We start from the raw sequence: 24,138 nt of genomic DNA on the forward strand, positions 1-24,138 counted from the left end.
TCGGGAATCCCGGTTTTGCATCTTTGCTTTTTCGTCGCGCAAAGATGCAAATTTTGTCAGGCGGCGTCCAGCCCCCGCAATTGCCGGGCGCGCCGGATCACCACCAAAATCGCCACAACAGAGGCAAGGCCGGAAAAGAACATCATCCACAACAGTGGCCATGCCCCGCTGCCCGGTTGCAGGAGCGCGCTGGCCAGTTGCGACAGCGCCGCGCCGCCGCCCAACATGATGGCCCCCGCCAGACCAGAGGCGGTGCCCGCCAGGCCGGGCCGGACCGACAGCGCGCCCGCGGTGGCGTTGGGGATCGTCAACCCGTTGCCCAACCCAACGAAGGTCATGCAGCCAAAGAAAACCCAGACAGTGCCCAGCCCCACCGCAAAGATCGCCAGCGACAGCGCCATGCCTCCGGTCACGATCGCGCCGCCCCAGAGCACCATGAAATTGATGCCGTAGCGGGACGAGAACCGCCCCGACAGGTAGTTGCCAAGCGCATAACCGACCGCGGGCGCGCCAAAGAAGAACCCCAGCACCGTGGTTGACAGGCCGAAGACCTCGATACCGACGTAGGACGCGCCACCTACATAGGAAAAGAACGCGCCAGAGGAGAACGCGCAGGCCAAGGCGTAGCCCCAGAAACGCGGGCTGCGGAACAGTTCGGGGTATTCGCGGAACTGCTGGCCAAGGGTCAGCCCGCTGGCGGTTGTCGTCTCACCCAGATCGCGCAGGCACAGCGCGATCAGCGCCAGCCCAAGCGCCAGCATCAACCAGAAATTTGCGTGCCAGCCGAAATTTTGCGCCAGCCAGCCGCCCGCGATGGGGGCCAGCATCGGCACCAGTGACATGCCCATGGTCACATAGCCGATCATCGAGGCGGCCTCGTTCGGCGGATAGAGGTCGCGGACCACGGCGCGGCTGAGGACCATGGCAACGACGACGCTGGCCTGTAGCATCCGGAAGATCAGGAACACCGTGATATTTGTGGCCAGCAGGCAGCCAACGGTGGCCAGTGCGAAAATCACCAGACCGCCAAGGATCACCGGCCTGCGCCCCAGTTTGTCCGAGATCGGGCCGATAAAGAGTTGCAGCAGGGCGTTCCCGGCCAGATACCCGGACACCGAAAACTGCATCACCGCGTAATCGGTCTCAAACCATTCGGCCATGATCTGCAGCGACGGCACAAAAACATTCATCACCAGCGCGGACATGCCGGCGAGCAGAACAAGTGTGACAATATGAGGCGGGGTGCTGCGGTCGAGGAACCGCACCTGATTTGTGGATTGCATGGCTGCATCGGTATGCCTCGATTTGGGGATTGTCCAATGCTTGCACGGCTTTTTGAGGCGGTTCGCTAATTTGCACTATGCATCAATAATGGGTTTGCCTATTTGCAAATTTGCGAGGAAACCCTTGAGGCGCAGCGTTTCCCCTGTATTTTCGGCCCAAACCGGAAGGGGTCGCAGATGAAAGACATTATCCAGGAATTGCATGACCGCCGCGAGAACGCACGTCTCGGTGGCGGGCAGAAGCGGATCGATGCGCAGCATGCCAAGGGCAAGCTGACGGCGCGTGAACGGATCGAGCTTTTGCTCGATGAGGGCAGTTTCGAGGAATACGACACCTTCGTTGCCCACCGTTGCACCGATTTCGGCATGGAACAGAATCGCCCCTATGGCGATGGGGTCGTGACCGGCTGGGGCACGATCAACGGTCGTATGGTCTATGTCTTTTCTCAGGACTTTACCGTGCTGGGCGGGTCGGTCTCGGCCACCCATGCGCAGAAGATCTGCAAGATCATGGATATGGCGATGCAGAACGGCGCGCCGGTCATTGGTCTGAACGATTCCGGTGGTGCCCGCATCCAGGAAGGCGTGGACGCGCTGGCGGGCTATGCCGACATCTTCCAGAAAAACATCGAGGCCTCGGGCGTGATCCCGCAGATATCCGTCATCATGGGCCCCTGCGCGGGCGGCGCGGTCTATTCGCCCGCCATGACCGACTTCATCTTCATGGTGAAGGACACGTCCTACATGTTTGTCACCGGTCCTGACGTGGTCAAGACCGTGACCAATGAGATCGTCACCGCCGAGGAACTGGGCGGGGCATCGACGCACACCCGCAAAAGCTCTGTCGCGGACGGCGCGTTCGAAAATGACGTCGAGGCGCTGGCAGAGGTGCGCCGCCTTGTCGACTTCCTGCCGCTGAACAACCGCGAAAAGCCCCCGGTTCGCCCCTTCTTCGATGAGGTCGACCGGATCGAGGCCAGCCTTGATACCCTGATCCCCAGCAACCCCAACATGCCCTATGACATGAAGGAGTTGATCACCAAGGTCGCGGATGAGGGCGATTTCTACGAGATCCAGCAGGATTTCGCGGGCAACATCATCACCGGCTTTATCCGCCTCGAAGGGCAGACCGTGGGCGTTGTCGCAAACCAGCCGATGGTGCTGGCGGGCGTGCTGGACATCGACAGCAGCCGCAAGGCCGCGCGTTTTGTCCGCTTCTGCGACTGCTTTGAGATTCCGATCCTGACCCTTGTCGATGTGCCCGGCTTCCTGCCCGGCACGGCGCAGGAATACAACGGCGTCATCAAGCACGGGGCCAAGCTGCTGTTCGCCTATGGCGAGGCGACGGTGCCGATGGTGACTGTCATCACCCGCAAGGCCTATGGCGGGGCCTATGACGTCATGGCCTCCAAACACATGAAGGCGGATGTGAACTATGCATGGCCAACGGCGCAGATCGCCGTGATGGGGGCGAAGGGCGCGGCAGAAATCATCCACCGCGCCGATCTGGGCGATCCGGCCAAGATTCAGGCCCATGCGGATCAATACGAAGACCGCTTTGCCAACCCGTTCATCGCGGCGGAACGCGGGTTCATCGACGAGGTGATCCAGCCGCGCTCGACCCGGCGGCGGGTGGCCAAGGCCTTTGCGATGTTGCGCAACAAGCAGCAGAGCATGCCTTGGAAAAAGCACAACAACATCCCGCTCTGACAGCATAGGGAGAGGCGGTATGGCCCCCGGTCAAATCATGGCGTTCCACACGGTCACACCTGTCGCGCTGGCGGCGGGCGTTGATTCGTGGCCTGCAGCGGGCCAGTGCGGGCCCAACGCCCGGGTGTCCGAATGAGGCGGAACGGCTGGCATACCCATGAGCAAGACGGCTGCTATGTGCTGGCCCGCCATTGGCCGCCGCTCTTTGACGTGGCGGCGGTCAGCGGATTTCCACCGGCACGCGCCTCCAGACTCGCGCGGCAGATCCGGCAGGATCTCTGGCGCAAATTTCAGCACTTGCGCGGTTTTTCTCCCGTGGTAGAAGTTGCCGCGACGGAAGACGGCGTAATTGTGCGCGCCGGCGGTCGCCTCTCGGGGCGGACCCCGCCGGGCACAGAGGGCCGCATCCGCGATCTGCTCGACAGTCCTGCGCATCGCGCGCGCTGGATGGTCTGTGCGGGGGAGGACGCCTGATGCGGGTGTCACGGAATACAGCCCCGGGCGCGCCCGGGGTCAAGGCGGCCCCGGTGGGAGGAGCCGCGGGTGTCAAAACCCGCTGGTACCGGGGCTGCCGCCTAGATTTCACATATCCGAACGTTGCAAGGCTGGGCGCTGCCGTCATCGCAGGTCTGTTTGCCGGGCCGCTGGCCGCGGCCCCGCAGCTCTTGCCGACCTCGGGCCTTGAGATCGAACTGCACGACATCATCGCGCAACCACCCGTCTGGCGGGTGCGCTACATCGCGCCAAATCTGGCGCGGGACGATCTGCCGTTTGCCGATGTGGCCGGGGATATGGAGCTTTTGTGTACCCAAGACGCGCTGCATCGCATCACCGAAGAAGGCGGCGCGCCGTCGCAAATCGTGATCACGCTGATGTCCGCCCCGGTGGAATTCGGCGTCATGACACCCGGCGTTACCCAATTTTTCGAAAGTTACATGGTCGAAAGCGACCTCTGCATTTGGGAAGCTTTTTAATGACTCCACAATATCTTGCGGCTCGACTCTCATGTGGACAAGTATTTGCGGCTTCTGTGTCACAGCGCGAATCGTTGCCACGGGCGGCGTATCTTTTTCCACAACCCTCGGTTAGGTTCGCTGGTGATTGCACCCAAGCAATCGAAACCTCAGAATGGGGACAGGCAGGGCGCTTGCGCGCTGAATGTTTCATTGCACTAGACAGGAGTAGACGATGTCCAAGAGCATCAAACTGCTTGCCATGTTCGCTGTCATCGCAGGCGTCTCGGCTTGCGCGCAGCAAGAAGAAGAAGAGTATATCGTCGTCGATCCCGAGCCCATCTCGGTCGAGCCGGTTTACACAGGCAAGTACAAGTAAGAACCTATCGGGGCGGGCCAGTGCGTCCGTCCCGCTTTCCCGCACGACCCTGGCGGCGCGCGGAACCCTTTCGAATATCGGTCTTCTCTCGCGCCACGGTCTTGAGCGCGCCCATGTGCCGGAGGTCGGCACATGCTGAAGCATCGCGGATTTCCCGGCCGCCTGAGCGGCACCGACTATCAGTTTGTCATCCGCCGCGCCAATCCCAAGGGCGTCTCGCCGATCACGCGCCGCGAACGCTATCGCGACCGTCGTCCGCCGGACCGCCGCGCCGATACCGCCTTTATGGCCGCGCTTTGGCGTCACTTCGGGACCGAACCGTTTGAGCGGGGCAATCTGGACGCAGGCCGCCTGTCGTGGCTGTTTGGCCGTGAGGTTTTGCCCGTTGACGACCCGTTCGATCCAGAGAGCTACGAGGCGCTTCTGGTCATCGACGAACAGGCCGCCCGCGCCGCCTTTCCCGAGGCCTTCGACGAGTCGGAGGACTGGGAATGATATTGGGCGTAATCTTGCCAGTTCCCGGCCAGATTGCGCGGGGCGTTGCCGATGGATTCTTTCCGCGCATTGCGGGCTTTGCAGGGCCGCAAGATTCTGTAAGCGTGACCTTGGGTCGCGGCCCGGGTCCCATACAGTCCCTTCGTCCCCGCGCATCCCAACCCCCCTCGGGGCGGCCGGGTCTGTCCCCGGCCCGGTCGCCCCATCTTCTTTCCACGTCTGAAAAACCTGTCTTCTGCCAAGGGGTTGGCGGATTTTCGCGCCTTGGTTGCGGAGCAGGGGAATGGCGCTGGCAATTCCCGTCCCAATGGTGTTGTGTCGTCTCCGAGCAGTCGACCAGAGATGAGGAGAACCTCACATGTGCAGACACACCACGACCCGTTACCACCTTGCCCTCTGCCTTGGCGCGGCCTCTGTGCTGGCGGCCTGCGGCGACAACCTTGGCGAGCAAGCAGCCTATGGCGCGGGGGCTGGCGCGGCCTCTGCTGTTGCGTTGGACACCAATGTCCTCACCGGCGCGGCCGTCGGTGTCGCGACCAACATCGCCTATTGCAGCACCTACCCCTCGCGCTGTTGACGCGGCGCTCCGGCGGGTTGCCGCGCATCATGCGCTGGAACCTGCCAACCGGAAAGTTGCAGCGCGGAACGATCTTTCACCTGACACGTTTGCCCTCCATCATCCTGTCGTTCTGACATGGGACAAGGAGGCTTCCTCATGCGTATCATCACCCTTTCCGCCGCTCTCGCTGCAACCCTTGGCCTTGCGGCCTGCGAAGGCACAGACCTTGAACGCGGCGTCATGGGCGCGGGCATTGGCGCGGCCAGTGCCGCAGCAACCGGGCGCAGTGTCGCTGCGGGCGCGGCCATCGGCGGCGCGGCAGGTGTCGTCTGTGACGACGTCACACCGGAGTTGTGCAAGTAACCAGATCATCGGCGCGCGCCTGACCGGCGCCGCCCCCGTACCGTATCAACGCCGTCCGGACCGCAGGGTCCGGGCGGCGTTTGCATGTGCAGATGCGCGCCAAAGCGCCGCCAAGAAGAAGGGACAGACATGTTCGACAAGATCCTGATCGCGAACCGGGGCGAAATCGCCTGCCGGGTCATCAAGACCGCCCGCAAGATGGGCATCAAGACGGTCGCCGTCTATTCCGACGCGGACAAGAACGCGCTGCACGTGGAAATGGCGGATGAGGCGGTCCACATCGGCCCGCCCGCCGCGAACCAGTCTTATATCGTGATCGACAAGATCATGGACGCCATCAAGCAGACCGGCGCGCAGGCGGTGCATCCGGGCTATGGGTTCCTGTCGGAGAACCCGAAATTCGCCCTCGCGCTGGAGGCGGCAGGCGTTGCCTTTATCGGCCCCCCGGTCAAGGCGATCGAGGCGATGGGGGATAAGATCACCTCCAAGAAAATCGCGCAGGAGGCCAATGTCTCCACCGTGCCGGGCTATATGGGCCTGATCGGTGACGCGGATGAGGCGGTCAAGATCTCCGGTGAGATCGGCTATCCGGTGATGATCAAGGCCAGCGCCGGGGGCGGCGGCAAGGGCATGCGCATCGCGTGGAACGACGAAGAGGCGCGCGAGGGCTTTCAGTCGTCCAAGAACGAGGCGGCCAACTCTTTCGGTGACGACCGCATCTTTATCGAGAAATTCGTCACACAGCCGCGCCACATCGAAATTCAGGTGCTGTGTGATGCCCATGGCAACGGCGTCTACCTGCACGAACGCGAATGCTCGATCCAGCGCCGCAACCAAAAGGTGGTCGAAGAGGCCCCCAGCCCCTTCCTTGACGAGGCGACCCGCAAGGCGATGGGCGAACAGTCGGTCGCGCTGGCCAAGGCGGTGGGTTATGCCAGCGCGGGCACGGTGGAATTCATCGTCGATGGCGACCGGAATTTCTATTTCCTTGAGATGAACACCCGCCTTCAGGTGGAACATCCCGTGACCGAACTGATCACCGGCATCGACCTTGTCGAGCAGATGATCCGCGTCGCCAACGGAGAGCCGCTGTCGATCACGCAGGACGACCTGAAAATCAACGGCTGGGCGATTGAAAACCGTCTCTACGCAGAGGACCCGTATCGCGGCTTTCTGCCCTCCATCGGCCGTCTGACCCGCTACCGCCCGCCCGTCGAGGGCCCGCTGGGCGCGGGGATCGTGCGCAACGATACCGGCGTCTATGAGGGCGGCGAGATCAGCATGTATTACGACCCGATGATCGCCAAGCTCTGCACATGGGCCCCCACCCGCGAAGCCGCGATAGAGGTCATGCGCAACGCGCTCGACAGCTTTGAGGTCGAAGGCATCGGTCACAACCTGCCTTTCGTGGCCGCCGTCATGGATCACCCGATCTTTATTGCCGGCGAGATGACCACCGCCTTTATCGAAGAGCAATATCCCGACGGTTTTGAAGGGGTGACGCTGGCCGAGGATGAGCTGAAGCGCGTCGCCGCCGCCGCCGCCGCGATGAACCGCGTGGCAGAGATTCGCCGCACCCGTGTCACCGGACGTCTGGGCAATCACGAACGCCGTGTCGGCACCGACTGGATGGTCAGCCTGCAAGGCGAGCAGTTCGAGACCGCGATAGACGCCGACCACGATGGTGCCACCGTATCCTTTTCCGATGGCACCTCCCTGCGTGTCGAAGGCGACTGGACCCCGGGCGACAGTCTTGCCCGGATGACCGTGGACGGCGCACCGCTGGTGCTCAAGGTCGACAAGATCACCCAAGGGTTCCGCCTACGCACGCGCGGCGCCGATCTCAAGGTGAACGTGCGGTCGCCGCGTCAGGCGGAACTGGCCGCGCTGATGCCTGAAAAGCTGCCGCCCGATACTTCGCGGATGCTGCTCTGCCCGATGCCCGGCCTTGTGGTCAAGGTGAACGTCGAAGAGGGGCAAGAGGTGCAAGAGGGTCAGGCGCTCTGCACCATCGAGGCCATGAAGATGGAGAACATCCTGCGGGCCGAGCGTAAGGGCGTGGTGGCCAAGATCAACGCAGGTCCGGGCGACAGCCTTGCCGTCGACGAAGTGATCATGGAGTTCGAATAACCCATGCTGCGCCACGCCCTCCGTATCTGGCTTATGCACAGCCTTGCCTTTGTGGCCGGGCTGGTGGTCTCGGGGGTCGTGGCGGTGGGTCTGTGGTTTCTGGTGCCGACCCAAGGCGGCAATGCGCTTTTGATCGGCACCGCACTTGGGGTCTCCATCATCTCGGTGGGGACCGGATACGCGGTCTATCTCACTCTTGTGGCGGCGCTGCTGGGGGTGGTGCCGGGCTGGGGGTTTTACCTGTTCGGGCCAATGCTGGTGCTATGTGTCATGGGGTTGGTCTTTGGCGCGGTCTATTCCGGGCTGCTTGCGGCAGGCAGCGGCAGCCTGCTGGGCTATGCGCTGCTCTATCTGGGCGGCGGCGGCGCGCTGCACCGGCTGGTCGCCGGACTGGGAGAGGTGGAGGACGCGCCGTGAGATGTGCGGTGGCAACATATCCTCAACCCCTTGGCGCTAGGCTGCGGTCAACGGCAGGGTGGAACGGGGCAGGGCGGTTTGGCGCGAAGGTTCGGACAGGTGATGGCGCTGGTGGCGCTGACCGGGTTGCTGACGGGCTGTTCCCGGCTGGACACAGAGGCCGGTGTGCGCGCCCACATCAAGACTTGGGTGTTTCTGGCGCAGACACGGCACTTTACCTCGCGGTCGACCTGCACGGCGGCGATCTTCGACACGATCTCGGGCGAATTGCGCGGAAGCGGGCCGGTGCGCCGGGTCGCGGACCTGCAAAGCGGTCAACGCCTGCTGGCAGAGGGGCGCGCGGTGGCCTTCGAACTGCCGGGGCTGACCCCCAACATGGTCTCCGAGGCGCTGATGTCGGTCAATCTCTCCGAGGGGCTTGGCCTGATCTCCAGCTTTGTGGGCCCGTCACTGACCTGCATGACAGAGGCGTTCCAGAACGACGTTTACCTTGCGCTGATGTCGCCCGACACGGTGATGATCTACGATCCGTCCCGCAACGCGCTGCTGCTGCTGCACCGACCGTCGCAAATCGCCTTTTACTTGCGCGGCAACGTCTGACGCCGGGACAAACCGCTGGGCAAAGGCGTGTCCCGACGCCTTTTCCCGACACTGAATCCGCCGGTGTGCCCTACTTGGTGCGCACTTCCTGCTGGCGCAGCGGCAGTTTGTCGATCGAGCGTGAAATTTCACGCTCGGACCACGGGGCCGGTTTGCGGGCCACAATGGTGCCGTCCTTTGCGATGATCGCCAGCATGAAACCGCGCGGGCGCAGGGTTTGCCGCACCGATGTCCGCGCCGCCGGGTCGGTGTCGGTGATGATCACCACGTCCCGCTCATCCAGTGCGTCCAGCCGTTCTGACAGCAGGGCCATCTGCTCGACATACCGGGGGTCCGCCGCATTGTCGGCAAAGACCACCACAGGGCGTTTCAGCCACAGCCAGTCCTCCAGCGTGGTCTCCGAGGCGGGTCGGATCATCTCGAACGGTTCGTCCGAGGTCTCTGCCCCCTGTGCCGCCGAGATGCTGGCAAAGCCGCCCATCAGGGCCGCCGCGATCAGTCGTTTTACCATTTTCATACAATACGATATAAGTCGCCTCCGGCGCGCTGCACAGCCATCGCGCCAATCCATCGGCAAAAATTTTATCTTTAACGGCATCCCAACCCGGTCCTGCGCAGGGTCTCCGCTGTCTGAACGCCCGCGCGCGCTGCGCGTTTGCGGGCTGCGCCATGGGGGCCGCGACACGATGGATGTCATTTTGCATATCGGTGCGCATCGCACCGCCACGACCAGTTTCCAAAGCTATCTGCGTGCCAACCGGACAGAGTTGCAGGCGCAGGGGATCGGCTTTTGGGCGCCTTGGCGCACCCGGGGCGGGCTGCTGAACGGTATCGCCGACCAGCCACAGGCCAGCCAGGATACCCGCCGCGCCACCGGGCGTGTCGCGCTGAACCTCGAAGGGGCGCGCCGCAAGGGGATCGGGGCTCTGGTCGTCACCGATGAGAACATGGCCGGCACCCCGCGTCGCTGCCTGCGGGCGCGCGGCGTCTATCCCGGCGTTGGCGAGCGTCTGGCACGGTTGTCGGCGGCCTTTGGCAGGCCGACCCGCGTCACCTTGCAGATCCGCGCGCTGGACGCATGGTGGGCCTCGTCCATCGCCTGGCTGGTGCCGCGCGGCGAGGGGCTGCCAGATCCTGACACGATTGAGGCGATCAGCCGCGCGCCGCGCAGCTGGCGCGACGTGATCACCGACATCGCCTGCGCCTGTCCCGGCACCGACCTTCAGGTCACCGCCTATGAGGCGTTCGGCGACCGGCCCGACCTGCTGCTCAGCGTGCTGACCGACCGTCGCGCCGTGCCACCGGCCCGACCCGGCAGTTTTGCCGAGAACCGCCGCCCGGACGCCGCCGCCCTGCGCGCGGTGCTGGCCGACCGGGGCGATACGCTGCCCACCCCGCCGCCGCAATCGCGGTGGACCCCGTTTAGCGACACCCAGGCCGCCTGCCTGCGTGAGACCTATGCCGACGATCTGTTCTGGCTGCGCGCCGGGGCGGATGGTCTGGCCCGACTGACAGAGGACCCGGAGCCCGCGCGACCTAGGCTGAACCTGGCCGCGGCTGCCATGAAGAGAGGAAACACCGATGACGGACCTGCCCGAAAGCTGGCGCGCTGATGCCGAAAAGGAACTGCGCGGCCGCCCGCTGGACGATCTGACCTGGAAGACGCTTGAGGGGATCGCGGTCAAACCGCTGTATACCGCTGCCGACACCGAGGGCCTGCCGCACATGGGCACGCTGCCGGGGGCAGAGCCGTTTACCCGGGGCGTCAAGGCCACCATGTACGCCGGCAGGCCCTGGACGATCCGTCAGTATGCCGGGTTCTCGACCGCCGAGGAATCCAACGCCTTTTACCGCAAGGCGCTGGCCGCCGGGCAACAGGGTGTCTCTGTCGCCTTCGATCTGGCCACCCACCGGGGCTATGACAGCGACCACCCCCGCGTGGTCGGCGACGTGGGCAAGGCCGGTGTCGCCATCGACAGCGTCGAGGACATGAAGATCCTGTTTGACGGCATCCCGCTGGACAAGGTCAGCGTGTCGATGACCATGAACGGCGCGGTGATCCCGGTGCTGGCCAGCTTTATCGTCACCGGTGAGGAACAGGGCCACGACAAATCCATCCTGTCCGGGACCATTCAGAACGATATTCTGAAAGAGTTCATGGTCCGCAACACCTACATTTACCCTCCCGCACCTTCGATGCGGATCATCTCGGACATCATCGAATACACGTCGAACGAGATGCCGAAATTCAACTCGATCTCGATCTCTGGCTATCACATGCAAGAGGCGGGCGCGAACCTTGTGCAGGAGCTTGCGTTTACGCTGGCCGACGGCAAGGAATACGTCAAAACCGCCATCGAGGCGGGCATGGATATCGACAAATTCGCCGGTCGCCTGTCGTTCTTCTTTGCCATCGGCAAGAATTTCTTCATGGAGGTGGCCAAGCTGCGCGCCGCCCGGATGCTCTGGCACCGGATCATGACCGACCTTGGCGCGCAAAACCCGCGCTCCAAGATGCTGCGCACCCACTGCCAGACTTCCGGTGTCAGCCTTGCCGAACAGGACCCCTACAACAACGTCATCCGCACCGCCTATGAGGCGATGTCGGCGGTGCTGGGCGGCACCCAGTCGCTGCACACCAACGCGCTGGATGAGGCGATTGCCCTGCCGACCGAATTTTCGGCCCGCATCGCCCGCAACACCCAGTTGATCCTGCAAGAAGAGACGGGGGTGACCAAGGTCGTCGATCCGCTGGCCGGGTCTTATTACGTCGAAAAGCTGACCCATGATCTGGCGGAAGAGGCGTGGAAGCTGATCGAAGAGGTCGACGGGATGGGCGGCATGACCCGCGCCGTGGAATCCGGCATGCCCAAGCTGCGGATCGAGGAAACCGCCGCCCAGCGGCAGGCCGAGATTGACCGCGGCACGGACGTGATTGTCGGCGTGAACAAGTACAAGCTGGATAAGCAGGATGACCTCGACATCCTTGATATCGACAACGCCAAGGTGCGCGACGGGCAGGTCGCCCGGCTGGAGAAAATCCGCGCCACACGGGATGAGCCCGCCTGTCAGGCGGCGCTGGACGAGTTGACCCGCCGCTGCAAAGCGGGCGGAAATCTGTTGGAGGCCGCTGTTGAGGCGGCGCGCGCGCGGGCATCCGTGGGGGAAATCAGCATGGCGATGGAAAAGGAATTTGGCCGCCACCGGGCCGAGGTCAAGACGCTCGCCGGGGTGTACGGTGCCGCCTACGAAGGCGACGAAGGCTTTGCCGCGATCCAGAAATCGGTCGAGGATTTCGCCGAGGCCGAGGGGCGGCGTCCGCGCATGCTGGTGGTCAAGATGGGGCAGGATGGCCATGACCGGGGGGCCAAGGTGATTGCCACCGCCTTTGCCGACATCGGCTTTGACGTCGATGTGGGCCCGCTGTTCCAGACTCCGGAAGAGGCGGCGCAGGACGCCATCGACAACGACGTTCATGTGATCGGCATTTCGTCTCAGGCGGCGGGCCACAAGACACTGGCCCCGCAACTGGTCGAAGAGCTGAAAAAGCAGGGCGCGGGCGATATCCTTGTGATCTGCGGCGGGGTGATCCCGCATCAGGATTACGAGTTCCTGTACAACGCCGGGGTAAAGGCAATCTTTGGTCCGGGCACCAATATCCCCGAAGCGGCACAGGACATCCTGCGCCTGATCCGCGCCGCCAGCGCCGACGCGGCCTGAGCGGTTTCGGCGCGCTGATGCGCGCCGACCGGCGCGCGCCCGTGCCGGGCGCGCGCATCGGGGGCTGCGCCCCCGGGTTTGAGTATTTGTCCCAAGAAGAAGCCAGGGCGGGGCGCTGATGTCCAAACGCGTGAAGATCCTGATCGGCATGGCTCTGGGGGCGGTCTGGGCGGGCGTGGCGATCTGGCTGGGGCCTGTGTGGAAACACACAGGCCTGGTCTTTGCGCTGGCAATGGCGGGCTTTTGTATCGGGGTGCCGCTGATGGCCATGATCGGACGGCTGGCGCAGCGGCGGTTTTTTGACGATGCCATCATCGACGGGCAAGGCCTGACCGGCGCGGCAGAGATCGACGCGCGCGTCTTGTCGAACACGGTCGAGCAGGCTTTGCTGGCGGTCTGCATCTGGCCCTTGGCCGGGCTGGTGCTGGGCAGCGGCACGGTGCTGAGCCTTGGGGGCGGGTTTGTGCTGGCGCGGCTGGGATTCTGGATCGGGTATCACGTCTCACCGCCGCTGCGCGCCTTCGGCTTTGCCGCTACGTTTTATCCCACGGTGTTGGCCGCCCTGCTGGTGCTGCGCGAGGGCGTGCAACAGGCGTTCTGAGGCTCTGTTCATCGACCCGCCGCGCGGCTAGGGTCCGGTCAGACCGCAGCGAGGGGCGCATTATGTTGGAACTCGATCACATCGCCGTTCTGGGCGGCACGCTGGCGCAGGCCGTGGCCCATGTGGAGTCGGCCCTTGGCTTGTCGATGGGGCCGGGTGGGCGTCACGCACGCTATGGCACGCACAACCGGCTGATCGGGCTTGCGCCGGAGGTCTACCTTGAGGCCATTGCCATCGACCCGGAGGCCCCCGCGCCGCCCGATGCGCGCTGGTTCGGGCTGGACAGCTTTGAGGGGCCGGCGCGGCTGGACAAGTGGATTGCCCGCGTGCCCGACATCGACGCTGCCATTGCGGCCCTGCCCATGGCGGGGCGGCGGGTTGATCTGGAACGTGACGGGTTACGCTGGTCGATGGCGGTGCCGGACGGCGGCGCGCTGCCCTTTGACGGGATGTTCCCGGCGCTGATCCAGTGGCACGTTGACAGCCCGCCGGGGCAAAGCCTGCCGCCTACGGGCCTGACGCTGGAGCGGCTGACCGTGGCACACCCCGAGGCCGCCGCGCTGGAGGCCGCGTTGGCCCCGCACCTGAACGCGCCTCTAGTGCGGTTCGAGGCGGCCCCGCAGCCGGGGCTGACCGCGCGTCTGAGCGGACCAAACGGCGCTTTGAGCCTGTGACAGGGCTGACCATTCGCCCCGCAAAGGCGTGCGATGCCGTGCCGATCTGCGCCATCTGGAACGAGGTGATCGCGCACACGGCCGCCACCTTTACCAGCCAGCTCAAGACGCCCGATGGTATCGCAACTGACATCGCGGCGCGCGGCCCCGCCTTTCAGGTCGCCGAAACAGGCGGCACCGTGATCGGCTTTGCCACCTATTTCCAGTTCCGGGGCGGTCCGGGCTATCGCCACACTATGGAGCATTCGATCCAGCTTGCGCCGCAGGCGCGCGGTCGCGGGGCAGGCCGCGCGCTATTGGCCGCGCTGGAGGAGGTCGCGCGCCAGCAAGGGGTCCACAGCCTCTGGGCCGGGGTCAGCGGAGAGAACCCCGGCGGCGTGATTTTCCACGCGCGGCTGGGCTATACAGAGGTCGCCCGCCTGCCGCAGGTGGGACGCAAGTTCGACCGCTGGATGGACCTTGTGCTGTTGCAGAAAATTCTCTGATCCGCCCCTGACACTCCGGGCCGGACCGCGTAAACTGATCCCATGTCGATCTGGTCCCGCATATCACTGGCCATTCAGGCGCTCGCCTCGGGCGAAGGGCTGGCCGCCGTTTTCGACCGGCTGCGCGCGCCGCCCGAACGCGGCGTCGCCTTTACCATCGCGGTCATCGCGCTGTCGGCCAAGATGGCCAAGGCCGACGGGCTGGTGACCCGCGACGAGGTGACCGCCTTTCGCGAGGTGTTCCAGATCGCGGCCGAGGATGAGGCCGGTGCCGCGCGGGTCTTCAACCTCGCCCGGCAGGACGTGGCGGGCTATGAGGAATACGCCCGCCGCATCCAAAAGATGTTCGGCGACAGCGCGGGCACACTGTGCGACCTGATGGAGGGGCTGTTCCACATCGCCATGGCGGATGGGACTTATCATCCCGCCGAGGATGCCTTTCTGTCCAACGTGGCGGCGATCTTCGGGCTGGACGACCATCAGTTCCGCGCGCTAAGGGCGCGCTTTGTCCCCGATGCGGTCCCCGATCCCTATAGCGTGCTGGGCGTCGCGCCTGACACACCGCTGGACCAGATCCGTGCCCGGTGGCGGCGGCTGGTGCGCGACAGCCACCCCGACGTGATGATCGCGCGCGGGGTGCCGCAGGAGGCGGTCAAGATCGCCGAGAAACGCCTGATCGACATCAACCGCGCGTGGGAGGAAATCTCTGCCGCCGCGCGCGAAACCGCCTGAGGCCGCCCGTGCGGCTGGCCAGCTACAACGTCGAATGGTTCGATTCCCTGTTTGACAACAAGGGCCGCCCCCTGATCGACAGTGAGCGGGGCGGGCGGCACCAGATCACCCGCGGCGACCAGCTAGAGGCGCTGGGCCATGTTTTTCGCACCATCAACGCCGACGCCATCATGGTGATCGAGGCCCCCGACACCAGCCGCCGCCGGTCCACCACCCGCGCGCTTGCCAGTTTCGCCGAGGCCGCAGACCTGCGCACCCGCGACGTGGTGACTGGGTTCGTCAACGACACCCAGCAGGAAATCGCGCTGCTGTTTGACCCCGACGTGCTGCGCGTGCGCCACGACCCGCAAGCCAGCACAAACGCGCCGCGCTTTGACGGCGTGTTCCAGATCGACCTCGACATCGACGCCCGCGCCGACACGGTGGAGTTTTCCAAGCCGCCGCTGGAACTGTCGGTCGAAACCACATCCGGGCACAAATTGCGGATCATCGGCGCGCATCTGAAATCCAAGGCCCCGCATGGTGCGCGCGGGCATGACGCGATCATGAAACTGGCCATCGCCAACCGGCGCAAGCAACTGGCCCAGGCGGTCTGGCTGCGCCGCCGGGTCGAGTCGCATCTGACAGCGGGTGAGGACCTGATCCTGATGGGGGATCTGAACGATGGTCCGGGCCTTGACGCCTATGAGGGGCTGTTCGGGCGCAGTTCGGTCGAGATCCTGCTGGGCGCTGGCAACGGGCCGGACATGCTGCTGTACGATCCGCACGCGGCAGAGGCGCTGCAAAGCCGTCTGGGCGCGCAGCCGACCACGGCGCGGTTCTATCTCTATGAAGAGAAACGCTATCTTCAGGCGCTGCTGGACTATGTCATGATCTCGCCCGCGCTGTGCGATCTTTCCCCCGGCTGGCGCATCTGGCACCCGTTCGATGACGCCGAATGCTGGCAGGATGAGGCATTGCGCGGCGCGTTGCTGGTGGCCTCTGACCATTTTCCGGTGACGCTGGATATCGATCTCTGACATCTTCTCAGACGGGCCGCGTGCGCCTATATTCGGACTATGAAACAGCTCGCCATGCCCGCCCTTGTGCTTTCGCTCCTTGCTGCGCCGGTCGCCGCGCCCGTTGCCGCGCAGGATCAGGATGACGGCCTGAACCTGATGGAAGAGGGGGCAAGGCTGTTCCTGCGCGGGCTGATGACCGAAATGGAACCGGCGCTGAAGGAACTGGATGAGGTCACGCGCGAGATGCAGCCCTTGCTGCGCGATTTCGCGGTCGAGATGGGACCGGCCTTGGCCGACCTGCTGGAAAAGGTCGAGGACTGGACGGTCTATTACCCGCCCGAGATGCTGGAAAACGGCGACATAATCATTCGCCGCCGTGAACTGCTAGAGCCGGACGCGCCCAAGCTGAAACCAGTGCCAAAACCTGACCCAAAGAACGTGCCGGGCGACAAGATCGACCTGTAACGCCCCGCCTCAGCCGATATTGACCTCACGGCTGTCCGCCCCCAAGGCATCTGCCAGCGACTTCAGCCGGACCTCACCGACCTCGCCGTAAAGCGGTGCCGTGCTGGCGTCCAGCCGCAGTTCCAACGCCTTGGTCTCGGCATCCCAGACAAGCCGCGGACCGGTGCCATCGGCCTTGAGCGTCCAGAGCATCGCGCCAAAGCGCAGCGCCTTGCCCAGCACCTCTGCCTCGTTCTGATGGGCGTCGTCCAGCAGCGCGTACAGGTCTTCGAACCGCGTGCCCTCACGCTTGTTGCGATAGCGGTGCAGCAGAGCCAGCCCCAGAAACACCCGTTCCCAATGTTTCAGCCCGCCAAGGTTGGCGCGGGTGGCGTTGTCGAAACAGACCTCGGCGCGGTAATCGGGATGCGCGCGCCAACTGACGTCGTGCAACAGGCAGGCGGCGTGGATCAGCCGCTTGCGCGAGGCGCTGGCCTCGGGGAACAGCGGCAGCACGAAATCATAGAGCGCCGCGCCGAAACCGGGCATCCGGGCATCCTTGGCCTCGGCAAAGCGGCAGGCCTCGATCAGTGGATCGCGGTCGCGCAGGTCCTGCGGCATCTGCTCATACAGCAGACCCTCGCGGATACCGTAGCTGGAAATCGCGATGTCCTTGGGCTCGAATGTCTCCAGCAGGCGCAGCAGCACCTCACTGGCGTAGGGCACCAGCGCCATCCGGGTGCCAGAGACGCCGCAGGCCTTGCGCAGCGTGTCGTGATCCTCGGAGGCCTCGATAAAGGCGATGGTGTCGCGCACCGATGTGGCGTCCATGCGGTATTCGTGCAGCACCTGCAAAGGGTATCCGCGCCGATGCATGTCGATCCGCGCGATGGCGCGCCAACTGCCGCCAACCAGAAACAACCGGTCGCGCTGGGTGCCCATGTGCTCTGCCAGCCGGTTGAGCTCGCGCTTGATCTGCTTGTCGCGGCCCTTGCGGCCGTCCTCGATGTCGCGCAGTTTCAGCGGCCCCAGCGGCGAGGTCATGCGCCGCCCGACCTCACCGTCGTGAATCTCGGCCAGTTCCATCGACGACCCGCCAATGTCGCAGACAAGACCGTAGCTGCCGGGCCAGCCCAACAACACACCCTGCGCCGACAGCCGCGCCTCTTCGGCGCCGTCGATCACCCAGACCCGCAGGCCGGTGGCGGATTCCAGCACCTGACGGAACCCCGGCCCATCCTCGGCGTCGCGCATCGCGGCGGTGGCCACCACTGTCAGGTCGGGCAGGTCCATGCCCTCGGCCAGCGCGCGAAAGCGCAGCATCGCGCGCAGCGCGCGCTCACGCCCCTCGGGGTTCAGCCGCCCGGTTTCGGCCATGCCAGAGCCAAGGCCGCACATGATCTTTTCGTTGTAGAAATAGGCCGGACTGCGCGCCGCGCCGTCAAAGACCACCAGTCGGACAGAGTTGGACCCGATGTCCACCACGCCAACCCGGCTAAGTGCCCGCGCCTTCGGATCATCGAAGAGGGGCCGCCCGAACGGGTCCCAGTGCCCGTGTGTGTCGTCTTGCCCGTCCATGCGAATCCCGAACCGCTTTCCCGGGTTATCGCCCGCAACTGCGCGATGGGTCAATCGAAAGGCACCAGCCCTTGCGCAGAGGGTCCTGCGTGTCTCAAGGGCTGGTGCGTGGTGTCAGGCCGCGCTTTAGCGGAACAGCGCCAACAGCGATTGCGGCGACTGGTTGGCAATCGACAGCGCCTGAATCGCCAGTTGCTGCTGGACTTGCTGCGCCTGCAGCTTGGCCGACACCTCTTCCAGGTCGGCGTCCACCAGCGTGCCGATGCCGGATTTCAGCGCATCGCTCAGGCCGCTGATGAACTCCTTTTGGGTGTCCAGCCGGCCTTCGGCGGAACCAAATGCCGCAGCCGAGTCGATGGCGGTCTGGATCAGCCCCTCCATCTCGGTCAGCGCCGCGTCGGCCCCGGCCTGCGTGGTCACGTCGATATTGGCCAGTTCCGCCAGCCCGCCGCCGATGGTGGTGGTGGCGTCGGCGGCGTATTGGTTCACCGTGACCGAAAAGTTGTCGCCGGTTTGGTCGGCCCCGGTAAAGGTCACCTGATTGCCGCTGGCGGTGGCGCCGACCGTGCCTTCGTTGCCCGCGCCCAGATCATCGGTGACGTATTTGTTGAACGCCGCCGCCAGACCCGCCGCAACATCCTCCATCGTGTCGCCGTCACGCGCCACATAGCTGATGTCGTCGCGTCCGGCGGTGTTGCCGGGGGCGTTGGCCGCACTGGCCGAGATCGCGACCGAAAACCCGGTGCCCGCCGCGACGGTGGTGGTGGCCGATGCGCCAAAGGTGGTGGTGCCGGTGGGGGCGGTGGCGTTGCCGGTCAGCGTCGCCGCCGCACCATCGCCAGAGCCGGTGATGTCATTGGCGGCCCCGGACAGCGCCGACAGGCCGGACCCGATGCTGGCCTGTCCCTGACTGAGATCCTGCTTGCCGACGCGAATATCGCTGGAGGTCACGCCGGTCATCGACCGGTTGATCGAGGCCAGCACGTTGATCCCGCCCGACCCGGCGGTCTGGTCTGTATTGGACAGCATCGCCTGCCCGTTGAACTGCGCTGCGCTGACAATCGAGGAAATCTGCTCGCGCAGCGCCACGATATCGGTCTGGATCTTGCCGCGGTCGACGTTTTCCTCCTGCGCGGCGACGACCTTGCCCTTGATCTCGGTCAGCAATTCGGTGACGGTCTCTGCGCCCTGTCGACCGACGGCCACGGTCGACTGACCCAGATTGAGGCTGTCGGCGACGCGGCTAAAGCCCTGAACATCGGCCTCCATCGTCTTGGAAATCGCCCAGACAGCGGCATTGTCCTTGGACGAGGCCACTTTCTTGCCCGTCGAAATCTGCATCTGTGTGTCCGCCATCGAGGCGTTGATCGCCTTCAGCGTTTGCAGGGCCGTTGTGGCCCCGTGGTTGGTATTGATACTCGACATAAAGCTCTCGCCTTTCTCGTCAGATGGGCGCGTTTCGCGCCGGAAAAATCGGGAAAATGCCCGATCCGGGAAGCGCCGTTCTGACGTTGCAGGCGAATCAATCCGCCCGCGCCACGAGACATGTCGTGCCGAATGAGTGTCCGAAGTCCGTTTTAACTGTCGTTTAACGATTTGCGGCAGGGCAGGGGTGATATTGGGGCGAAAATGCGACAGGGATTTGAGCGATTTACCGATGCCGATTCCGGGTTCGGAGGGGGGGCTGTTGTCATCTTGGAAACGATCGCACTGCGAATCGGTGACGATCCGGCCCCGGATACGCGACCACCGGGAACAGGTGGCGCAAATCGCATGCTTTTCCCCCGAAACCGGACCCGGCCAAACAAAAGGCGCCCCAATCGGGACGCCTTTGTTCATAGGTTCGAAACAAACGGTCCGGCGACCGGGCCTGCCTTAATCGCTGGTATGGGTCAGTTTCGGAACGTCCGAGGCCCCCGCCGATCCGCGCCCCGAAAGTGAGGGGTTCTCCATGAAGAAGCGGTGGCAGTTAAACGAAAACGCGCCGTCCGGCAGTGCGTGCCGGACAAATTTGCCCGACGGCTCCATGACCCAGCTTTGCGCCGTGTCCGCAAGGTTGGCCGCCATGACCTGACTGACGATCTGCGCCTTGACGGTCGGGTTCTGGATTTCCACGCCCGTTTCAACCCGGCGGTTCAGGTTACGCCCCATCCAGTCGGCGGAGGAAATGAACACCCGCGCCTTTTTGCTGGGCAATCCGTGGCCATTGCCGAAACAGGCGATCCGCGAATGTTCCAGAAAGCGGCCAATGATGGATTTCACCCGGATATTCTCGGACAGGCCTTTGATGCCGGGACGCAATCCGCAGATACCCCGGATCACGCAGTCGATCTTTACGCCGCCTTGGCTGGCGCGGTACAGCGCGTCGATCATGTCCGGCTCGATCAAGGAGTTCATCTTGATCCAGATTTGCGCCGGACGGCCCGCCTTGGCGTGTTCGATCTCCTGATTGATCATCTCGATCATGCCCGCCTTCAGCGAATGCGGAGAGATCAGCAGGTTTTCCAGCCCGGCGGGCATGGCGTAACCGCTGAGATAGTTGAAGATTTTGGCAGCATCGCGCCCCAGCGCCGCGTCACAGGTAAAGAACGACAGGTCGGTGTAAATCTTTGCCGTGATCGGGTGATAGTTGCCGGTCCCCCAATGGGTATAGGTCACCAGCCGGTCGCCTTCGCGGCGCACCACCTGACTGATCTTGGCGTGGGTCTTCCAGTCAAGGAACCCGTAGACCACATGCGCGCCCGATCGTTCCAGACGGCGCGACTGGCGGATGTTGGCGGCCTCGTCAAAGCGCGCCTTCAGCTCGACCAGCGCGGTGACGGATTTGCCCTCTTCGGCGGCATCGCACAGGGCATCCACGATGGGCGAGTTCTTGGACGTGCGGTACAGCGTCTGCTTGATCGCCACCACATCCGGGTCCAGGGCCGCCTGTTTGAGGAACCGCACCACCATGTCGAAGGTCTCATAGGGGTGGTGCAGCAGCATGTCCTTTTGCTTGATCGCCTCGAACATATTGCCATCGTGGTCCTGCACCCGCTCGGGCACGCGCGGCGTGAACAGTGGCCACAGCAGGTCGGGCCGCGCGTCGATCACCAGTTCCTTGGTGTGGGCGACGCCAACCATGCCTTCCAGTTCGATCACCTCGTTGGGGCGCACATGCAGCGCATCCATGACGATCTTGCGCAGCCCGTCGGGAGAGCCTTTGGAGATGGTCAGGCGGACAACCTCACCCCGGCGGCGGCGCTTCAGCGCCACCTCGAATTCGCGCACGAGGTCTTCGGCCTCTTCTTCGACTTCCAGATCGCTGTCGCGCAGCACGCGAAAGCCAAAGTGGTCCTTGATCCGGTAGCCGGGGAACAGGCTGTCGATGTGCAAGAGCAGCACTTCTTCAAGCTGGATGAACCGGTGCTCGCCGTCGGCCGCAGGCAGCGGCATGAACCGGTCGATCTGCGCCGGGATCGGCAGCAGCGCCTGCAAGGGGCGCTTGTCGCGGGTGCGCTCCAGTTGCAGCGCCAGACAAAAGCCCATGTTGGCGATAAACGGGAAGGGGTGCGCCGGGTCGATCGCCAGCGGCGAGAGCACCGGAAAGACATTGGCCAGAAACGCCTCGGCCAGAAAGGCGACATCGCCCTCGTTCAGTTCGGTCCGGGTGACGATGGAAATGCCCTCATCCATCATCAACCTGCGTAACTCCGTCAGCACGCGCTGCTGTTCGGCCATCAGGTTGCGGGCATCTTCGTCGATCAGCAGCAGTTGCTCGGCGGGCGTCAGCCCGTCGGCGGCGGGGGTTGTGTTGCCCGCATGGGCCAACTCGCGCAGGCCCGCGACGCGCACGGTATAGAACTCGTCAAGGTTGGCCGCCGAGATCGACAGAAAGCGCATCCGCTCCAGCAACGGCACACGCGGGTTTTCGGCCTCTTCCAGCACCCGCCAGTTGAACCCCAGCCAACTCAGCTCACGGTTAAAGAAACGCCCCGGTCCGGTCGTATCCAGATCCGGCAGGTCGGTGGCGGGCGGCAGCGGGGCTTTGAGAAAATCGGCTTGGGTCATGGGGCGCTTATGCCTCTTGATATGAAACAGGGTTATGACGGCCCGCGTGGCGCGACCAAATCAGCGTGGCGTGCCGCGGTCCTCGGCCCCCGGCGGCACCACCTGCGCCAGCACGCGCGCCGCCATCGGCCGCGAGACGCGGCGTTGATGCGCCAGCGCCGCCGCGTCCAGCGCCGCCACGATCCGCGCAGCGGTAGCATAGCTGCGCGGCATGTGGCGCACCAGATAGGCAATCACTTCGGGCGCGGGCACGATCTGGCGGTCGGCGAACAGTTTGGCCAGCAGCGCCGCCAGCAGCGTGTCGTCGGGTTCGCTGATATGGGCCAGTTGCGCGCCCATCATCCGGCTCGCCAGATCCGGCAGCGACAGGTTCCACAGCGCCGGCGGGCGCGTCGCGGTGATCATCAGCACGCCACCGCTGGCCAGCACCAGATTGTGCAGGTGGAACAGCGCCTCTTCGTCCGCCCGCGACCCGGCGATCTTTTCCACGTTCTCGACGCAGACCGGCCCTTCGGCCAGCGCCGGAATATCCGCCCCGCGCAGCGCATCCGCATCGACGATCCGCGCGCCCGCCATCTGCGCCCAGATATGCGCCAGATGGGTCTTGCCCGCCCCCCTCGGCCCCGCAAGGATCAGCTTGCGCGTCGGCCAGTTGCGCCAGTTCTCGACCTGCGCCACCGCCAGCGCGTTCGACGGGCTGACAAAGTAATCCTGCCACCCCAGCGCCGTCCGCGTGGGCAGGGGCAGGGGCAGTTGCCCGGTCTCCCTGATCATTCGCCGTCGCTTTCGAAAAAGCCGGTCTCTCCGCCGGTCAGCCCGCGAAACAGCCGCGAGTTCCGGTATTGCCCGGCAAGGAACCGCGCGATCACCCCCAGCGCCGCCGCCAGCGGCACCGCCACCAACAGCCCGACAAAGCCGAACAGCGACCCGAAAACCGACAGCGCCAGCAACAGCCAGACCGGGTGCAGCCCGATCGAATTGCCCACAAGGTTCGGCGTCAGGATATTGCCTTCGATGAACTGGCCCGACTGAAAGATGGCGTAGACCGCCACGATCCACCACCATTCGCCCCAGAACTGGAACAGCGCCAGCCCCACCGCCAGCACCCCGCCCACGATGGCCCCGACATAGGGGATAAAGGTCAGCAGGCCCGCGATCACGCCCACCACCAGACCGAATTGCAGGCCGACCAGCCACAGCGCCACCGCGTAATAGGTGCCAAGGATCAGGCAGACCGATCCCATGCCGCGGATGAACCCCGCCAGCACGCGGTCGATTTCCTTGGCCAGATGGCGGATCACCGGGCGATGGTCCAGCGGCACCAGCTCATCGACCCGCGCCACCATGCGGTCCCAGTCCATCAGCAGGTAAACCGCGACCACCGGCGTGATCAGGAACAGCGCGACAAAGTTCAGCAGCGTGCCGACAGAGGTCAGCACCGTCTGGATCAATTGCCCGCCGGTCTGCTTGATGCTCTCGCCCAGATCCAGCAGGGTCGAGCGCACGACGCTGCCTTCGTCCAGCATGTTGGGAAAGCGTTCGGCAAGAGAGGCCTGCAAGTCGCGGAACAGTTGCGGCGCGAATTCGAACAGGGACACCGCCTGCTGGATCAGCAGCGGGATCACCGCCAGCGTCATGATGACAAAGACCAGCAGCATGGCGACCGTGATCACCGCCGTTGCCGCGCCCCGCGTCAGCCCGACCCGCTCCAGCCAGTCGGCGACGGGGTCAAGGCAATAGGCGATGGCGCCGCCAAGCACAAAGGGCAGCAGGACATCGCCCAGAAACCACAGCACAACGGCAAACCCCGCCGCCGCGAGCCCCCAGTACTTCATCTGATCCTGAACGGGCAGAGCCATGAATATCCTTTCGTATCGCCCTACATCGCCCGCAACCCGTCCGGATTCAAGGGAATGCGCGGGAAAGGCGCATGAAATCTGGGGAGGATCATGTGGAGAACTGGC

General features: G+C 64.4%; 25 protein-coding genes. 18 read left to right on the top strand and 7 right to left on the bottom strand.

Annotated features, from left to right (window positions below; genetic code table 11):
* Positions 1 to 56: 56 nt before the first annotated feature.
* Positions 57 to 1,283: a multidrug effflux MFS transporter gene (locus VOI21_RS18235; protein ID WP_323771385.1), complete on the bottom strand. Its 1,227-nt coding sequence runs from the start codon at positions 1,281 to 1,283 to the stop codon at positions 57 to 59.
* A gap of 177 nt (positions 1,284 to 1,460) precedes the next feature.
* On the opposite strand from VOI21_RS18235, the gene VOI21_RS18240 reads away from it, so the two are divergent.
* The 10 genes from VOI21_RS18240 to VOI21_RS18285 all read left to right on the top strand — a co-directional run bounded on the left by VOI21_RS18240 (position 1,461) and on the right by VOI21_RS18285 (position 8,889).
* A complete protein-coding gene (locus VOI21_RS18240; protein WP_323771386.1) occupies positions 1,461 to 2,993 on the top strand; it encodes an acyl-CoA carboxylase subunit beta in 1,533 nt (510 codons plus the stop codon).
* A gap of 132 nt (positions 2,994 to 3,125) precedes the next feature.
* On the top strand, positions 3,126 to 3,467 hold the full coding sequence (locus VOI21_RS18245) for a hypothetical protein (RefSeq protein ID WP_323771387.1): 342 nt from the start codon (positions 3,126 to 3,128) through the stop codon (positions 3,465 to 3,467).
* The gene (locus VOI21_RS18250; protein ID WP_323771388.1) at positions 3,467 to 3,967 is read left to right on the top strand and encodes a DUF6497 family protein; all 501 of its coding nucleotides are present in this window, start codon (positions 3,467 to 3,469) and stop codon (positions 3,965 to 3,967) included. The genes VOI21_RS18245 and VOI21_RS18250 overlap by 1 nt, the downstream gene beginning before the upstream one ends.
* 214 nt (positions 3,968 to 4,181) lie before the next feature.
* Positions 4,182 to 4,325: a hypothetical protein gene (locus VOI21_RS18255; RefSeq protein WP_162846276.1), complete on the top strand. Its 144-nt coding sequence runs from the start codon at positions 4,182 to 4,184 to the stop codon at positions 4,323 to 4,325.
* Positions 4,326 to 4,457: 132 nt separating this feature from the next.
* Positions 4,458 to 4,820 carry a hypothetical protein gene (locus tag VOI21_RS18260; protein WP_323771389.1) on the top strand — a complete coding sequence of 121 codons (363 nt, stop codon included), beginning with the start codon at positions 4,458 to 4,460 and terminating at the stop codon, positions 4,818 to 4,820.
* Positions 4,821 to 5,178: 358 nt separating this feature from the next.
* Positions 5,179 to 5,397, top strand: a complete 219-nt coding sequence (locus VOI21_RS18265; protein ID WP_323771390.1) for a hypothetical protein — start codon at positions 5,179 to 5,181, stop codon at positions 5,395 to 5,397.
* 138 nt (positions 5,398 to 5,535) lie between these two features.
* The gene (locus VOI21_RS18270) at positions 5,536 to 5,742 is read left to right on the top strand and encodes a hypothetical protein (RefSeq protein ID WP_323771391.1); all 207 of its coding nucleotides are present in this window, start codon (positions 5,536 to 5,538) and stop codon (positions 5,740 to 5,742) included.
* Between the two features lie 129 nt (positions 5,743 to 5,871).
* The gene (locus VOI21_RS18275; protein WP_323771392.1) at positions 5,872 to 7,872 is read left to right on the top strand and encodes an acetyl/propionyl/methylcrotonyl-CoA carboxylase subunit alpha; all 2,001 of its coding nucleotides are present in this window, start codon (positions 5,872 to 5,874) and stop codon (positions 7,870 to 7,872) included.
* A gap of 3 nt (positions 7,873 to 7,875) precedes the next feature.
* A complete protein-coding gene (locus VOI21_RS18280; protein ID WP_323771393.1) occupies positions 7,876 to 8,289 on the top strand; it encodes a hypothetical protein in 414 nt (137 codons plus the stop codon).
* A 78-nt stretch (positions 8,290 to 8,367) separates the two neighbouring features.
* Positions 8,368 to 8,889 carry a hypothetical protein gene (locus VOI21_RS18285; RefSeq protein WP_323771394.1) on the top strand — a complete coding sequence of 174 codons (522 nt, stop codon included), beginning with the start codon at positions 8,368 to 8,370 and terminating at the stop codon, positions 8,887 to 8,889.
* A 70-nt stretch (positions 8,890 to 8,959) separates the two neighbouring features.
* Here the strand turns inward: VOI21_RS18285 and VOI21_RS18290 are convergent, their stop codons facing one another.
* Positions 8,960 to 9,406, bottom strand: a complete 447-nt coding sequence (locus VOI21_RS18290) for a DUF4174 domain-containing protein (protein WP_416358986.1) — start codon at positions 9,404 to 9,406, stop codon at positions 8,960 to 8,962.
* A 169-nt stretch (positions 9,407 to 9,575) separates the two neighbouring features.
* Between VOI21_RS18290 and VOI21_RS18295 the strand changes: the two genes are divergently transcribed.
* The 8 genes from VOI21_RS18295 (at position 9,576) to VOI21_RS18330 (ending at position 16,567) form a co-directional block, all read left to right on the top strand.
* On the top strand, positions 9,576 to 10,502 hold the full coding sequence (locus tag VOI21_RS18295) for a hypothetical protein (RefSeq protein ID WP_323771395.1): 927 nt from the start codon (positions 9,576 to 9,578) through the stop codon (positions 10,500 to 10,502).
* A complete protein-coding gene (gene scpA / locus VOI21_RS18300; protein WP_323771396.1) occupies positions 10,471 to 12,609 on the top strand; it encodes a methylmalonyl-CoA mutase in 2,139 nt (712 codons plus the stop codon). Before VOI21_RS18295 ends, scpA begins: the two co-directional genes overlap by 32 nt.
* Before the next feature lie 118 nt (positions 12,610 to 12,727).
* On the top strand, positions 12,728 to 13,210 hold the full coding sequence (locus VOI21_RS18305; RefSeq protein ID WP_323771397.1) for an MAPEG family protein: 483 nt from the start codon (positions 12,728 to 12,730) through the stop codon (positions 13,208 to 13,210).
* Positions 13,211 to 13,272: 62 nt separating this feature from the next.
* Positions 13,273 to 13,884: a VOC family protein gene (locus VOI21_RS18310; protein ID WP_323771398.1), complete on the top strand. Its 612-nt coding sequence runs from the start codon at positions 13,273 to 13,275 to the stop codon at positions 13,882 to 13,884.
* A gap of 5 nt (positions 13,885 to 13,889) precedes the next feature.
* Positions 13,890 to 14,369: a GNAT family N-acetyltransferase gene (locus tag VOI21_RS18315; RefSeq protein ID WP_323771444.1), complete on the top strand. Its 480-nt coding sequence runs from the start codon at positions 13,890 to 13,892 to the stop codon at positions 14,367 to 14,369.
* Positions 14,370 to 14,411: 42 nt separating this feature from the next.
* Complete coding sequence (locus VOI21_RS18320; protein ID WP_323771399.1) at positions 14,412 to 15,101, top strand: molecular chaperone DjiA; 690 nt, start codon at positions 14,412 to 14,414, stop codon at positions 15,099 to 15,101.
* Between the two features lie 8 nt (positions 15,102 to 15,109).
* Positions 15,110 to 16,120 carry an endonuclease/exonuclease/phosphatase family protein gene (locus tag VOI21_RS18325; RefSeq protein WP_323771400.1) on the top strand — a complete coding sequence of 337 codons (1,011 nt, stop codon included), beginning with the start codon at positions 15,110 to 15,112 and terminating at the stop codon, positions 16,118 to 16,120.
* A 39-nt stretch (positions 16,121 to 16,159) separates the two neighbouring features.
* The gene (locus tag VOI21_RS18330) at positions 16,160 to 16,567 is read left to right on the top strand and encodes a hypothetical protein (protein WP_323771401.1); all 408 of its coding nucleotides are present in this window, start codon (positions 16,160 to 16,162) and stop codon (positions 16,565 to 16,567) included.
* 9 nt (positions 16,568 to 16,576) lie between these two features.
* On the opposite strand, the gene VOI21_RS18335 is transcribed toward VOI21_RS18330, so the two are convergent.
* The 5 genes from VOI21_RS18335 to VOI21_RS18355 form a co-directional block, all read right to left on the bottom strand.
* On the bottom strand, positions 16,577 to 18,124 hold the full coding sequence (locus VOI21_RS18335; protein WP_323771402.1) for a Ppx/GppA family phosphatase: 1,548 nt from the start codon (positions 18,122 to 18,124) through the stop codon (positions 16,577 to 16,579).
* Between the two features lie 126 nt (positions 18,125 to 18,250).
* Positions 18,251 to 19,549: a flagellin gene (locus tag VOI21_RS18340; protein ID WP_323771403.1), complete on the bottom strand. Its 1,299-nt coding sequence runs from the start codon at positions 19,547 to 19,549 to the stop codon at positions 18,251 to 18,253.
* A 450-nt stretch (positions 19,550 to 19,999) separates the two neighbouring features.
* Positions 20,000 to 22,174: an RNA degradosome polyphosphate kinase gene (locus tag VOI21_RS18345; protein ID WP_323771404.1), complete on the bottom strand. Its 2,175-nt coding sequence runs from the start codon at positions 22,172 to 22,174 to the stop codon at positions 20,000 to 20,002.
* Positions 22,175 to 22,234: 60 nt separating this feature from the next.
* Entirely contained in the window at positions 22,235 to 22,948 is a 714-nt protein-coding gene (locus VOI21_RS18350) for an HdaA/DnaA family protein (RefSeq protein WP_323771405.1), read from the bottom strand.
* Complete coding sequence (locus VOI21_RS18355; RefSeq protein ID WP_323771406.1) at positions 22,945 to 24,033, bottom strand: AI-2E family transporter; 1,089 nt, start codon at positions 24,031 to 24,033, stop codon at positions 22,945 to 22,947. The genes VOI21_RS18350 and VOI21_RS18355 overlap by 4 nt, the downstream gene beginning before the upstream one ends.
* Between the last annotated feature and the right edge of the window lie 105 nt (positions 24,034 to 24,138).

Source organism: Antarctobacter sp., from assembly GCF_034670325.1.
GTDB lineage: Bacteria > Pseudomonadota > Alphaproteobacteria > Rhodobacterales > Rhodobacteraceae > Antarctobacter.

Excerpts from the sequence above, each read along its gene's own strand:
- VOI21_RS18245 (WP_323771387.1), top strand. The coding sequence starts at position 3,126 with ATGAGGCGGAACGGCTGGCATACCCATGAGCAAGACGGCTGCTATGTG.
- VOI21_RS18260 (WP_323771389.1), top strand. The coding sequence starts at position 4,458 with ATGCTGAAGCATCGCGGATTTCCCGGCCGCCTGAGCGGCACCGACTAT.
- VOI21_RS18280 (WP_323771393.1), top strand. The coding sequence starts at position 7,876 with ATGCTGCGCCACGCCCTCCGTATCTGGCTTATGCACAGCCTTGCCTTT.
- VOI21_RS18250 (WP_323771388.1), top strand. The coding sequence starts at position 3,467 with ATGCGGGTGTCACGGAATACAGCCCCGGGCGCGCCCGGGGTCAAGGCG.
- VOI21_RS18335 (WP_323771402.1), bottom strand. The coding sequence starts at position 18,124 with ATGGACGGGCAAGACGACACACACGGGCACTGGGACCCGTTCGGGCGG.
- VOI21_RS18270 (WP_323771391.1), top strand. The coding sequence starts at position 5,536 with ATGCGTATCATCACCCTTTCCGCCGCTCTCGCTGCAACCCTTGGCCTT.
- VOI21_RS18240 (WP_323771386.1), top strand. The coding sequence starts at position 1,461 with ATGAAAGACATTATCCAGGAATTGCATGACCGCCGCGAGAACGCACGT.
- VOI21_RS18255 (WP_162846276.1), top strand. The coding sequence starts at position 4,182 with ATGTCCAAGAGCATCAAACTGCTTGCCATGTTCGCTGTCATCGCAGGC.
- VOI21_RS18310 (WP_323771398.1), top strand. The coding sequence starts at position 13,273 with ATGTTGGAACTCGATCACATCGCCGTTCTGGGCGGCACGCTGGCGCAG.
- VOI21_RS18330 (WP_323771401.1), top strand. The coding sequence starts at position 16,160 with ATGAAACAGCTCGCCATGCCCGCCCTTGTGCTTTCGCTCCTTGCTGCG.
- VOI21_RS18355 (WP_323771406.1), bottom strand. The coding sequence starts at position 24,033 with ATGGCTCTGCCCGTTCAGGATCAGATGAAGTACTGGGGGCTCGCGGCG.
- VOI21_RS18340 (WP_323771403.1), bottom strand. The coding sequence starts at position 19,549 with ATGTCGAGTATCAATACCAACCACGGGGCCACAACGGCCCTGCAAACG.
- VOI21_RS18265 (WP_323771390.1), top strand. The coding sequence starts at position 5,179 with ATGTGCAGACACACCACGACCCGTTACCACCTTGCCCTCTGCCTTGGC.
- VOI21_RS18345 (WP_323771404.1), bottom strand. The coding sequence starts at position 22,174 with ATGACCCAAGCCGATTTTCTCAAAGCCCCGCTGCCGCCCGCCACCGAC.
- VOI21_RS18235 (WP_323771385.1), bottom strand. The coding sequence starts at position 1,283 with ATGCAATCCACAAATCAGGTGCGGTTCCTCGACCGCAGCACCCCGCCT.
- VOI21_RS18305 (WP_323771397.1), top strand. The coding sequence starts at position 12,728 with ATGTCCAAACGCGTGAAGATCCTGATCGGCATGGCTCTGGGGGCGGTC.
- VOI21_RS18290 (WP_416358986.1), bottom strand. The coding sequence starts at position 9,406 with ATGAAAATGGTAAAACGACTGATCGCGGCGGCCCTGATGGGCGGCTTT.
- scpA (WP_323771396.1), top strand. The coding sequence starts at position 10,471 with ATGACGGACCTGCCCGAAAGCTGGCGCGCTGATGCCGAAAAGGAACTG.
- VOI21_RS18275 (WP_323771392.1), top strand. The coding sequence starts at position 5,872 with ATGTTCGACAAGATCCTGATCGCGAACCGGGGCGAAATCGCCTGCCGG.
- VOI21_RS18320 (WP_323771399.1), top strand. The coding sequence starts at position 14,412 with ATGTCGATCTGGTCCCGCATATCACTGGCCATTCAGGCGCTCGCCTCG.
- VOI21_RS18350 (WP_323771405.1), bottom strand. The coding sequence starts at position 22,948 with ATGATCAGGGAGACCGGGCAACTGCCCCTGCCCCTGCCCACGCGGACG.
- VOI21_RS18295 (WP_323771395.1), top strand. The coding sequence starts at position 9,576 with ATGGATGTCATTTTGCATATCGGTGCGCATCGCACCGCCACGACCAGT.